Below are 12,658 nucleotides of genomic sequence, written 5' to 3'. Positions count from 1 at the left end.
AAAATCTTGCAAGTGAGATTTTAGAATCTAAAGAAGCAGATTCTAACTCTAGCGTAGCCGATTTAGAATCTCGCCTTGATTCCTTGGTTTATAAAGCTTATGGATTAAATGAAAATGAGATAAACTTAATTGAATCTGAATTATCAACAAGAGAGAGAGAGAGAGAGAGAGAGAGAACAGAAATAATTGATAAAATTTATCGTTATATACGCAATTTTTTGATTCGCTTCTTGTGCCATAGCGGATTCCATCAAAACGCGCAAGGTAAGATTCTTTATCCTTGCATAATGGCAAATGAATCTTGTTTTGTGTATGAGGAAAAAGGCTTTTTGCTCCAGCTCCCGCAAATCTCATTACAGGCAAAGAATGTGATATGAAATATCTTACAGGGTTTTTAAACTCTTCTTTTGTATATTTTCTTATGCGTGAATTTTATATGGGAGGAGGTATTGAAGGTGAGTTAAAAACAAATAATCTTTTAAAACTCCCAATACCCAAAATCACCAAAGCAAACCAAACAATCGTGAATCAAATCATTGCTTTAGTTGATGAGATTCTACAAAACAAAGCAAAGGATAAAAATTTCAATAGCCTAGAATTTGAAAGTAAGATTGATAATTTAGTGTATGAGTTGTATAATTTTACCAATGAGGAGATAAAAACCATAGAAAATAAGGAGTGATATGGCTATCAATTTTGATTTAACAGAAGCATATAAGGATATTTTGCAACCATCAGCACAACAAGCAGGTGTAACATTGGGCGAAATTGCCAAACTTATTCTTGCACCAATTTACTATCCCACAAAAACACTTAATGACAGATTTGGAAAATGGATTACAAGAATAGAAAATGATGTATCAAAAGATAATCGAATCAAAGCACAACCAAATATTGTTATACCAACATTACAAAATTTAGCTTTACATCAAGATGAAACGCTTTTGGGTGAAATGTTTTTTAATATTTTACGAAATTCAGTGGATAAGACAAAACAAAGATTCTTGAGTCCTGCATTTCCTAAAATTCTAGAACAAATTTCTAAAGATGAAGCGGAAATTTTAACACTTTTAAAAATGTATCTCTCTATTGATTGCATTTACTATATGAGAGCTAATGAGAATGGCATATATGAAGAAGAATATATTGAAATTTCACATCATATTAACAAAGAATTTTTCGCTATCTACAAAAATCATCTCACCCTTTTAGGATTATTAACTGGTAACTTTTATCAAACAGCAGAAATATTTTTTGAGATTGATGGCAATCTAGTCTTGCAAAACTCAACACAAGGACGAGAAATTTTTAAAAACCAACAGCACGAGAATTACAAAAGCGTGGGCAAATATTTTTATAAAACTGAATTTAATGCTTTCGGAAAAGCTTTTGCAGAAGTTTGTATTAGTAAAAGATGTGAAGAATTTTTAAAATGTTAGTTTTTATAAAATCCACTGCTTACGCCTCCACTTTGGAATCTCAAATTGATAAATTAGTGTATAAATTATATAATCCCACCAATGAGGAAATTAAGATTATAGAGAAATAACCGAATTTATTATTTAAATATGTTAAAATATTGTAATATTGCAAAATACAAAGAGGTAATGCGGCAATGAAAGAATTAAAATGGTTTTTATTTGGTGCTTTAACTGCTGGTATAGGCTTTTTGATTTATAAATCCTATAAAAAAGATTCTGACGCAAATTCATTTATTGATGGATTTACTGAAGGCTATATTAATGGGTTTTCTGCCACACCCTCACCCACTACCCCAAAAAGTTATGGACAAATTGCACAAGAGATTCAACAAAAACAAATACAAGCCTATAAACAAATTAATACAAACCATAAAGAACAGAGAACAAAACTTAAGGCTTTGTAAATGAATAAGAAGCCTGTAAGAAAAAATAATCTACCAAACGATACAAACCCACAAAATCAATTAAATATACAAAATAATATTTTTATGGAAAATGAACTTAACGCAATAGGCAAACTCCCCGAACCTTTAGCACAACGAGCTATGAATTTGCTTGAAAAAACTGCTGAACATAAAATGCAAATAGATAAAGAAATCCTTGAATTAGAAAGGCAAGAACAAAAAAATAGATTAAGCGATATGCGTTGGTTTTATAGTTTGCAAGGCTTAGGAGCTATAACGGCAGCTATTTTTATTCTTGGGAGTTTAGGAATATTTGCTTATCTTGTCATAAATGATAAGCCCAATGCTTGGCTCTCACTTATTCCAGCAATTATTACTTCTATTGTTAAGTTAGGCAATATTAAAAACCATAGAAAATCCTAACTCCTCAAACCCACAGATTCTCATTTTGGCACTTCTGCATTCAATCCCAAATTGATACATTAGCGTATGCGTTGTATAATCTCACACAGATGAGGAGATTTTTATAAGTAATATGCTACAATACCGACACAAAAGACAAAGGAGCAAACAATGAATCCAAAATGCGCAATTATTTCTCACTAACACACTTCTTAAAATTTACTTTTAAGGAGGATACAATGATTTTACATACATAATAAATAGATAACTTCTACTTTTAAAATATCAAAGCTAAAGGAATGCGTCAAACCTGTCTTTTAGACAGGTTACCCTATCACAACATACGCACATACCGCAATGCCAACCCAGCACTTAAAAAAGTAGCACAAAGCAGAGTAAAATTAAGCCACGAAATATTCCATTGTTTTTTTAAGATTCCCATTTTACCTCACTTGTCCATTGCCTGTAATACAATATTTATAACTTAATAAAGATTCTATACCCATAGGACCTCTAGCGTGAAGTTTAGAGGTAGAAATACCCACCTCCGCACCAAAGCCAAACTCTCCACCATCGCTAAATCGTGTAGAAGCATTCACATATACACACGCCGCATCGACCTCACGCATAAAAGTTTGTGCTATCACTTCATCTTGAGTGATAATAGATTCCGAATGCGCAGAACCAAAGTGCGCAATATGCTCTAGGGCTTCATCAATTCCATTTACAACTTTAAGATTAAGAATCTTATCGCCCCACTCTTTGCTAAAATCAGCTAAGCCATCATCTGCAATGCCCCAATTTTTGAGCCATACTTCATTTTCAAACATTACACGCACATCTGCTTCTCTTAATTTTGTAAGCAATTTCGGTAAGAATCCCTCTACAAGCACCTCATCAAGCAAGATACACTCACACGCATTACACGCGGCGGGATAGCTTAACTTTGCATTGAGCACAACATTGAGTGCCATATCCAAATCCGCACTTTTATGGATATAGGTATGGCACACGCCCTTATCGTGCTTGATGATAGGAATTGTTGCGTTATGTTTGACAAATTCAATCAATCCCTCACCCCCTCGTGGTATAAGCAAATCCACATACTTATCCATTTTGACAAATTCTAATATTCCCTCACGTGAAGTATCCTCTATCATACTCACACATCCTTTAGGAAGTGAATGCTGCTCTAATGCACTATGCAATGCTTTAAGTATTGCCACATTTGAGTGAAATGCCTCTTTGCCACCTTTGAGCACACACACATTCCCACTTTTAAAGCACAATGCACTTACATCACTTGTAACATTAGGGCGAGATTCATAAATGACACCAATGACACCAAGCGGCACACTCACTTGCGTAATCTCTAATCCTGCCTTGTTTTTCCAGCTCTTTATCACCTGCCCTACACTGCAATGAAGCTTTGCAATATCACGCATAGAATCTGCCATAGAATGCACTTTTATACTATTTAATTCTAATCTTTTACGCATTGCTAGAGGAAGATGCTCTGCCGCACTCATATCTTTAGCATTTGCTTCGCATATTATTTCGCATTGAGATTCTATCTCATCTGCCATAGATTCTAGCACTGCATTTCTTTTTTTATCGCTTAATTGCTCTAATATCCTTGCACTACGCTTTGCAGATATGAGCATTGCTTGTATATCTTGCATTATGCTTCCTCCCTTATGCTTCTTCTCTTTGTTTGGCAAGCTCCTCTACTTCTGCGATAAACCGCTCAAGTAATTTGTCTTCTTTGAGTTTGCAGAGAATCTTGCCACCTTTAATAATCAGCCCATCTTTATTTCCAAAAGCAATGGCAATATCTGCGTGTTTAGCTTCACCCAAAGCATTGACAGCACAGCCCATTACGCTCACTTGCAAAGGCGTTTTGATATGCTTAATGCGAGATTCTACCTCTTGCACCATTTTGACAAGATTTGCTTCAATGCGCCCACAAGTAGGGCAAGACACTATACTTACCCCGCTTTTTTGTCGTCCGCTGTATTGAAGTATGAGGCGCGCGACTTTAATTTCTTCTTCAAGCTCACCTGTTATGGAGATTCTCATCGTATCGCCAATGCCCTCCATAAGCAGCCCACCAAGTGCCATAGCACTTTTTACCATAGAATGCGGCAAAGTCCCAGCCTCTGTAACGCCCAAATGAAAAGGATACTCTACTAAAGGACGAAGCATTCTATATGCTGCCATTGTGCGCTCTACATCACTTGCTTTGAGCGAAACCTTGATATTTGTGAATCCAAAATCCTCTAAAAGCTTGATGTTGTATAACGCAGATTCAATCATACCTTTAGGAGTTGCACCATATTTTTCCTCAAATTGTTTTTCTAAACTCCCACCATTTACACCAATACGAATAGGTATGCCTCGTGCATTACACGCATCTGCCACAGCTTTAATTCTATCTTTTGAGCCGATATTGCCCGGATTGATACGAATGCAATCCACGCTCTCTGCTGCGATAAGGGCAAATTTGTATCTAAAATGAATATCCGCGATAAGTGGCAGGGGCGAAACACTTTTAAGCTCTTTGAGTGCAGCCGCGTCTTTTGGGTCGCTCACTGCCACACGCACCATATCAGCCCCAGCAAAATACAATCTATCAAGCTGTGCTTTTGTCGCCTCTATATCACAAGTTTTGCTAAAAGTCATACTTTGCACAGAAATGGGCGCATCGCCGCCTACTGCCACGTTTCCTACGAAAATTTGTTTTGTTTTTACCCTCTGCACTCCAAATCCCTTTGTGAATTTTTGCTTATTTTAGCACTTCTTGGGTAAAATTATACCTATGACTTTATAGAATCTAAGGATAAAAATGCACGAATATTCTATTGTCGCCTCACTCATACAAATATGTGAAACTCACGCAAAAGAGCATAATGCTACTTCTGTTGCGAAAGTCCGTATTGCCATTGGTGAGCGTAGTGGCGTAGATAGTGCGCTTGTAAAAAGTGCATTTGAGACTTTTAGATTAGAATCTCCGCTTTGTAAAAATGCGAATATTGAGATAGAATATCAACCTGTTGTCTTACATTGTCAATCTTGCGAACGCGACTTTAGTGGAGAAAATCTCACATATAGCACTTGTCCTTTTTGTCGAAGTCAGCAGGTAATCATCACGCAAGGCAGAGAATTACATCTTCTTAACCTTGAACTTGACATAGAAGATATACAAGATTCTATACAAACTCAAGAATCTTATATGATGTCATCATCTTAGAATAAGGATTTTTATGTATGCACAAGATAAGCCATTAGCTCAAAAAATTGATGAACAAGCATTTGAAAAACTTCTTAAATACAATCCACAAACACAAAACCTTTGGGATATTGTAGGATTTTTTGAAAATGAGCGAGAAAAAATGCGCCTTGAAGTCGCACAATATCACGAAGAGATTAAAACTTCTAAAGCCAAGCTCAAAGAATTAAGAGAGCATATTACCCTAGCACAAAATGCAATCCGCACATTGGAGCAACAACAAGCCCAAGTGTCCAAAGATTCACAAGATTCTAATAATGAAGTGCAAAACGCACTTCAGGCACAAATCAATGAACTTGAATTAGAAAATTCTAAACTGCGCGTTGAATTACGCGATTTAAAAAGTGAATATCAACTCGAACTCATCACGCAAGAGTATTATACAGAATCCACCCACCCTGCTAGTAGCCCACAAACAGACACTACAGATTCTATAGAATCTACACCAAAGAGTAAATATGAATAAGAAGCTTTTTGTCAGTGCGTGTGAGCCAAGTGCAAATATCCATTTGCAAGTCCTAGCTAAAAAGCTCAATACTTCTGTGCGGGTGTGCGGGATATTTGAACCAAGCGTATTTGAAAGATTTAATGACGCAAAGCCTACATACACTTTGAAGGACTTCGCGGTTATGGGTTTTTTAGATGTGATGAAAAAAATCGCATTTTTTAAGGAAGCCATTCACAAAATGACAAGACTTGCAGAAAGTTGCGATGTCATTTTGCTTATGGATAGCTCAAGCTTCAATCTCCCAATCGCAAAAGCTTTAAAGAAAAATGGCTCAAAAGTGCCTATCGTGTATTATACTTTGCCACAAGTATGGGCGTGGAAGCCTTGGAGAGCAAAGCACATAGAAAAAGTGTGTGATTATCTCTGTGCTATTTTGCCTTTTGAACTCGCTATGTATCCGCACGCGCTAGAAGAGAAAAGAGCGCAGTATGTGGGACACCCACTGATTGATGAGATTCCACAATTCAAAGATAAGCCACTACCACTAGAAGATGGCAAGATTGCCTTTATGCCCGGCAGTCGCAAGAGCGAGATTCAAAGAATCTTCCCTACTTTTGCCAAAGTTGCAAAGCAGCTTCCAAATCCTAAGGTGCTTATTATCCCTGAACATTTTAAGAATCTTAACCAACAAGCCCTAACACAGATTTATGGTAGCGATATACATATTTTTGAGATTAGCTTTGATGCCAATGCCGCACTTTATGAATCTAGCTTTGCCTTTATTTGCTCGGGCACTGCCACGCTTCAAGCCACACTCATTGGCACTCCTCTTGTGCTTGGATATAAGACACGAGGCACGGATATAATGTTTGCTAAGGCATTTGTGCGATTGCAGCACATAGGGATTGCTAATATCCTTTACAATGCCTTGCACTATACTGATGGCGACTCGCACATTGGCACGAAGCAAATCCACCCAGAACTTATCCAAAGCAACCTTACCGCACTTAATCTCCTTAAGGCGTATGGTGATACACATACCGGAACATTTTTTGCTAAGGTAAAGGAGCTTAGGGAGTATCTAAAACACGGCAGTGCAGAGAAAGTATCCGCCCTCATCACGTGCCTTTTGAAAGGGGATAAACCCGAGCTGTGAGGGAATATAAATCACACTAAACAATAAGGAGTTTTTATGTCTTTGCTTTTAGACAATGGGGGGGGGGGGATACACACAATCTCTCTAGCCCCCAATGGTAATGTAGAAGATTCACATCTTCCTACACTCTCAATTATTATTCCTTATTTTATGAATCTCGCACCATTACATATATTTTAGAACGTGTAAAAATGTTACTATTGCCTATCATAAAGAAATTGTTATTATTGATGATTGTAGCACTGATGGCACAATAGAAATACTTCAAGATTTAAAATCTACTGAATCTAATCAAAACAATATACCGCATGCCTAAACCTTAAAATCTTATATCACTCACACAATCAAGGCAAAGGTGCAGCCCTACGCACAGATATTACAGTGGCTAGTGGCGATATCCTACTTACTTAAGATTCGGTTTTAGAATATGATCCCAATGAATACCCAAAACTTTTAGCAGTTACTTTTATCGGCTGGGCTGTGCCAAAAGTTCAATTACGACAATACACTGCACATTTTTTTAATGATATTGCCTTTGCGTTTTGGTATATTATTATGCGCTTTGTCTCGCCACTTATTACTATTATGATACTTGTAGCGGTAAGTATAAAGTTTTTCACAGGAGAGGACGCGGTAGATTTTATTTTTACATCTTTAGGGCTGTGAGTGAGGAAAATCTAAAGTTTCGCATTCTCCAATATGGGTAGCACGATATATACCATCAAAATGCAGTGTCATCATCTTAGATTCTCGCACTTTTATAGAATCTAAACACATAGAGATATGTTCATAAATATCCTTTGCGCGCTTCTCATCGCTATATTCCGCATAGGGCAGGCAAATACGCGCAAAATTGCCTTGTTTGTCTCCCTTAAAAAACTTTATACTATTCTCCTTAAAAGGCAGCTCAAAGCTCACTTTATCCACCTCACACCCTACCCCGAATTCAAAGCAAGAAGAAACCTCATCTGCCAATTCCTCATCATTTATAATATCCTCTCCATACCACTTTGGCACAAAGGCAGAGTTTGGAGAAAACGCATCTGCGGTTTTCACTTTAGTCCTATCAATCTCCCAAGAATCAATATTTTGCAAAAAGTATTCGCTAAACATTCCTTGCATATTTTTAAGGCTTTTTACCTGCCATTTATCAAGAGGTTGATTGAAAACTCGTGAATGAAACATTTTACTCATATCCTCTACCTTTTGCACATTCCAATTATTGATAGGCTGATTAAAGGCTGAATCCGCAAACATTCCTTGCATATTTTCTACATTACCGACATTCCACTTATCTAATGGTTGATTGAAAGATTCCGCATACTCAAACATATAACTCATATCTTTGACATTACTCACATTCCAAGTATTAAGGGGTTGATTAAAGCTACTTGCTTCTTTAAACATACCACTCATATTCTCCACATTACGCGTGTCCCATTTGTCTAAGGGTTGATTAAATTGACGCAAAAAAATAAACATACCGCTCATATCGCGCACTTTAGAGACATTCCACGCATTTAAGGGCTGATTGAAAGCGCAAGTAGAATCCACTGCGCACAATCCCCCAAAAAGATAGCTCATATTCTCCACATTGCCCACATTCCACGATTGTATATTTTGGTTAAAACTAAGCGCACATACAAACATCTCTGCCATATTTTTTACACGACTTGTATTCCATTTATCAAGGGGCTGATTAAAGCTAAAATTTTGCGCAAACATCGCCTCCATACTCTCTACCCTGCTGACATTCCACGCATTAATATTTTTATTAAAATTGCTACGATAAAACATATAGCTCATATCTTTGACATTACTCACATCAAAATGTGTAACCCACTCTTGTAATTCCTCGCTCAACGCGTAATTTTCAAAAAACATTCCCTGCATATTCTCCACACTGTGCGTATCCCAGTATAACTCTACCTTACTCTGCTCTTTATCCCTTAGTAATTCCCACGCAAATCCACCGGCAAAAACAAAACTCATATCCTTGACATTACGCGTATCCCAATGCGTAATCGTGCCTAGCTTCTCCATTAAATGACTTAATTGCTCCTCCAAATTGACCTGTTGCTCCTTAAGCGAAGAAATCCTTTCTTTATCCTCCACATTTTTTAAAAAAATGCACGATTTATTTTCTTTAATAACCTCATCGCGCACTTGCGCTCTCTCCTTGTCATTTAAAGTTTTTCTTTTGACATACTCTCTTTTATGCTCATCAAAAAATCCCTCTTTGGATTTAATCTTCGCTTGAATCTTAGGAGCGATAAAAGATTCAAAATCACTCCTGCACTGCTCCTCTTTTTCAAGCGCAGATTCTATCTTGCGAATCTGTGAATCAATGTCTGAAATTTGTTTCTTAATTGCGTGAATGCTATCCAATCGCTTTATGCCTGTATTTTTGCATTTTTCTAAATGTGGAGTGAGTAAATCCTCTCTATGCCACCCAAGTGTGTCATCGCATTCCTCACCCAAACGCGCAAACAAAAAACTAAAGTCTGTAACCTTGCTTGTATCAATTTCGCTTAGATTCACATTTTCATCATTGATAAGTTTGACAAGTTCCGCCCTATCCTTTGGGTGGTATTTATATGTTATCTTTTGAGAATCTCCTTTAGAATCCCCGCAGCTGCTTATAAACACGCTCATTATGGCACACATTGTCATATATAAAAGCTTTTTCATTTATTCTCTCTTTTGCCCTACGAGATTTTTATACCATTTGGGTGGGTTTGATTGCAAAGGCGAACCCTCAAAAACATAAGAGGGTATCCCCTCTAGCTCCAATATATTCCATATATTTATATTCCACATATTTAAATCTTGCTTAAAATGACTTGCTTCTACAAACATATAATTTATTTTATAAACATTGCTGACATTCCACTTGACTAAAGGCTGATTGAATTTTGTTGCCCGCTCAAACATTGAGCGCATATCATAGACATTCCCTACCTGCCAAGTATTCAAAGGTTGATTAAAAGATTCCGCCCCGCTAAACATACTGCTCATATCTTTGACGCTACTTGTGTCCCATTTATCAAGGGGTTGATTAAAGCTTTTAGCATCGGCAAACATTGCCTCCATATTAAGCACTTTGCTTACATTCCAATTATTTAATGGTTGGTTGAAAGCTTGCGCACCTTCGAATAAATCTTCCATATTTATCACCTTTGAAGTATCCCAAGATTGTATATTTTGATTAAAATTTTTAGCATAAGCAAATACACTATTTAAAGATTCTACTTGAGAAATATCCCACTTATCCAAGGGCTGATTAAACTGCTCTGCATCTCTAAATAAATATACCATTTCTTTTAAACTCGCTGTGTGCCAAGCATTTAGTGGTTGATTGAAATTTTTTGCCCCTTGAAACATTGAGCGCATATTTTCTACCTTAGAAACATTCCACGATTGTATGGAATGATTAAACCTCTCACTGCCATAAAACATATATTTCATATCTATCACCTTTGAGGTATCCCATTGTTCTATGCCCTCAAAATCCTTTCTATATTTGATACTACTTTCGCAATTCTCAACTGCCTTAGAATCCTTAAGTAATGTTAAGAAAAAATCACAACCTTCATAATTTGCAAAAAGAAAGCTCATATCTGTGATAGCGCTCGTATCAATCGCACTCAAAGGGACTTCATAAAACTCACCATTGACTTCATACTTTTTGCTCAAAATCGCTACAAGCTCGGCTCTATCTTTAGGCTTATGTGTGTGAGGATAAGGAGGCTTAGGCTCTTTTGCCCAAATAGGCAAGTTTGCCACCATAGGTGAGTCCCAAAAAATAACCTCTCGTGCATAATATTTATCAAAGCCAAAACGATTATTATGAAATGCCTCTATATGCTCAACCTGCCACGAATCTAAATTTTGACTAAAACTCGCAGCAAAAGAAAACATATCCTCCAAAGATTTTGCACTCTTTAAATCCCATTTGTCCAATGGTTGGCTGAAAGCTCGCGTGTCTGCAAACATATAATCAAAATGTTGCACTTGTGAGACATTCCAAGTATTCAAAGGCTGATTGAAATTTTTTGCCCCTTGAAACATACCGAGCATATCTTTAACCTTACTCACATTCCAAGCATTAAGAGATTCATTAAAGCTTTGATTATTCAAAAACAAACCTTGCATATTCTCTACATTACTCGTATCCCAAGTATCAATTCCGCTAAAATCACGTTCTACATAAGGATAGCGACATACAAGCAAAATTCTTTTATCTAGCTCTGATAACTCTTGCTCTTGCTGGATTCCTTTACATACAGCAGGGCTAAGCTGAGCAAAAAGCAAACTCATATCTGTAATAGCACTTGTATCAATTTTATTGAGCTTTACATTTTTATCGCGCACAAGCTTTAAGAGTTCCTCTTCATTTTGTGGGCGATATTTATCCTCACAGCCACTCCACAATAATGCACCTAATGTCGCTAGAGCGCATAAGAATTGATATGTTTTCATTTAATCCTCCTTATACCATTTGGGTGGGTTTGATTGCAAAAATGAATCTTCAAACATCAAATATGTTCGCACTTGAGGATTAAGCCTCTCGCCCCAACTCTCAAGGTTTTGACTAAAGCTCTTAGCCTTTTGAAACATAAAATTCATATCCTCTACTTGCGAAATATCCCAATCATTCAAAGGTTGATTGAAATGTGATGTTTCAAAAAACATTAAAGACATATCCTTAACTTTACTCACATTCCAGCTATTAAGTGGCTGATTAAACGTGCTTCTAGCAAACATCGCGTTCATACTTTCCACACTTGCAGTATTCCACGATTGTATATTTTGATTAAATGCAGTTTTACCAAACATACCGCGCATATTTTGCACTCTGCTCACATTCCACTTGCCTAAAGGCTCATTAAAGTTCTCTACACCACCAAACATATAGCTCATATCTTTGACATTAGCTACATTCCACGATTCTATCCCGCTAAAATCTACTCTTTCTCTCGCATTATGAATGCACTTCTCCCTCTCTGTCTCCCATTGCACTATAAGATTATCTTTGATAGTCTGCTTATCCGCTTCTGTGGGAATCCACTTATCCCCTTTTTGTGCAGCTTTTTCCATAGTAGCGACAATCACAAAAGATTCTATATGTTTAAAAAACTCTGCAAATACGTCATAACATTGTTCTGTGCTAAAACGAGCAAAAAGATAGCTCATATCAGTAATAGCACTTGTATCAATTTCACTTAGATTCACATTTTCATCATTGATAAGTTTGACAAGCTCCGCTCTATCTTTTGGGTGATACTTAATACTTTGTTTTTGAGAATCCTCGCAGCCAATCCATATAAATACACTCGTTATTACAAACATCACCATAAACAATAATCTTTTCATTTTGCCCTCCTTTATTTTGGTAATTGCGCACTTTTTATGCTTGATTATATCAAAAAATAGTTTTGGCATATTCTGCCCTCAAACGCACTTTAAGGCAGATTC

General features: G+C 36.7%; 14 protein-coding genes and 1 pseudogene. 10 read left to right on the top strand and 5 right to left on the bottom strand.

Features of this window, described 5'->3' with window-relative positions; all coding sequences use genetic code 11:
• Positions 1-266: 266 nt before the first annotated feature.
• The 4 genes and pseudogenes from BN2458_RS01485 to BN2458_RS01470 form a co-directional block, all read left to right on the top strand.
• Positions 267-682 (top strand): annotated as a pseudogene (locus BN2458_RS01485) (class I SAM-dependent DNA methyltransferase); the annotation flags it as partial.
• Position 683: 1 nt separating this feature from the next.
• Entirely contained in the window at positions 684-1,439 is a 756-nt protein-coding gene (locus BN2458_RS01480) for an Abi-alpha family protein (RefSeq protein WP_034343489.1), read from the top strand.
• 176 nt (positions 1,440-1,615) lie between these two features.
• Positions 1,616-1,885 (top strand): hypothetical protein, encoded by a 270-nt coding sequence (locus BN2458_RS01475; protein ID WP_034343491.1) that lies wholly within the window; start codon positions 1,616-1,618, stop codon positions 1,883-1,885.
• On the top strand, positions 1,886-2,308 hold the full coding sequence (locus BN2458_RS01470) for a hypothetical protein (RefSeq protein ID WP_034343493.1): 423 nt from the start codon (positions 1,886-1,888) through the stop codon (positions 2,306-2,308).
• A 422-nt stretch (positions 2,309-2,730) separates the two neighbouring features.
• Here the strand turns inward: BN2458_RS01470 and BN2458_RS01465 are convergent, their stop codons facing one another.
• Both BN2458_RS01465 and ispG read right to left on the bottom strand, forming a co-directional pair.
• The gene (locus BN2458_RS01465; RefSeq protein WP_034343495.1) at positions 2,731-3,969 is read right to left on the bottom strand and encodes a glutamate-5-semialdehyde dehydrogenase; all 1,239 of its coding nucleotides are present in this window, start codon (positions 3,967-3,969) and stop codon (positions 2,731-2,733) included.
• 13 nt (positions 3,970-3,982) lie between these two features.
• Positions 3,983-5,047: a flavodoxin-dependent (E)-4-hydroxy-3-methylbut-2-enyl-diphosphate synthase gene (gene ispG / locus BN2458_RS01460; protein ID WP_034343497.1), complete on the bottom strand. Its 1,065-nt coding sequence runs from the start codon at positions 5,045-5,047 to the stop codon at positions 3,983-3,985.
• A gap of 85 nt (positions 5,048-5,132) precedes the next feature.
• Between ispG and hypA the strand changes: the two genes are divergently transcribed.
• The 6 genes from hypA (at position 5,133) to BN2458_RS01440 (ending at position 7,846) form a co-directional block, all read left to right on the top strand.
• Positions 5,133-5,537, top strand: coding sequence for a hydrogenase/urease nickel incorporation protein HypA (hypA, locus tag BN2458_RS01455; RefSeq protein ID WP_052082182.1), 405 nt, complete (start codon positions 5,133-5,135; stop codon positions 5,535-5,537).
• Positions 5,538-5,550: 13 nt separating this feature from the next.
• Positions 5,551-6,042 carry a hypothetical protein gene (locus tag BN2458_RS01450; RefSeq protein WP_064504548.1) on the top strand — a complete coding sequence of 164 codons (492 nt, stop codon included), beginning with the start codon at positions 5,551-5,553 and terminating at the stop codon, positions 6,040-6,042.
• Positions 6,035-7,180, top strand: coding sequence for a lipid-A-disaccharide synthase (gene lpxB, locus BN2458_RS01445; protein WP_034343498.1), 1,146 nt, complete (start codon positions 6,035-6,037; stop codon positions 7,178-7,180). The genes BN2458_RS01450 and lpxB overlap by 8 nt, the downstream gene beginning before the upstream one ends.
• A gap of 36 nt (positions 7,181-7,216) precedes the next feature.
• A complete protein-coding gene (locus BN2458_RS09815; RefSeq protein ID WP_156407270.1) occupies positions 7,217-7,360 on the top strand; it encodes a hypothetical protein in 144 nt (47 codons plus the stop codon).
• Positions 7,335-7,496, top strand: a complete 162-nt coding sequence (locus BN2458_RS10685) for a glycosyltransferase (RefSeq protein ID WP_082628724.1) — start codon at positions 7,335-7,337, stop codon at positions 7,494-7,496. The genes BN2458_RS09815 and BN2458_RS10685 overlap by 26 nt, the downstream gene beginning before the upstream one ends.
• Positions 7,497-7,660: 164 nt before the next feature.
• Complete coding sequence (locus BN2458_RS01440) at positions 7,661-7,846, top strand: hypothetical protein (RefSeq protein WP_034343508.1); 186 nt, start codon at positions 7,661-7,663, stop codon at positions 7,844-7,846.
• Here the strand turns inward: BN2458_RS01440 and BN2458_RS01435 are convergent.
• The 3 genes from BN2458_RS01435 to BN2458_RS01425 are packed head-to-tail and all read right to left on the bottom strand — an operon-like array spanning position 7,835 to position 12,556.
• Entirely contained in the window at positions 7,835-9,871 is a 2,037-nt protein-coding gene (locus BN2458_RS01435; protein ID WP_052082185.1) for a BspA family leucine-rich repeat surface protein, read from the bottom strand. The two genes, BN2458_RS01440 and BN2458_RS01435, sit on opposite strands and share 12 nt — an antisense overlap.
• The gene (locus BN2458_RS01430; RefSeq protein WP_058122019.1) at positions 9,872-11,662 is read right to left on the bottom strand and encodes a BspA family leucine-rich repeat surface protein; all 1,791 of its coding nucleotides are present in this window, start codon (positions 11,660-11,662) and stop codon (positions 9,872-9,874) included. It lies immediately after the preceding gene.
• Positions 11,663-12,556, bottom strand: a complete 894-nt coding sequence (locus BN2458_RS01425) for a BspA family leucine-rich repeat surface protein (protein ID WP_161594474.1) — start codon at positions 12,554-12,556, stop codon at positions 11,663-11,665.
• Positions 12,557-12,658: the final 102 nt, after the last annotated feature.

This window comes from Helicobacter typhlonius (assembly GCF_001460635.1).
GTDB classification, from domain to species: domain Bacteria; phylum Campylobacterota; class Campylobacteria; order Campylobacterales; family Helicobacteraceae; genus Helicobacter_C; species Helicobacter_C typhlonius.
The sequence above is the reverse complement of the archived record's forward strand: the minus strand, read 5'-3'. Positions and strand labels throughout refer to the sequence as shown.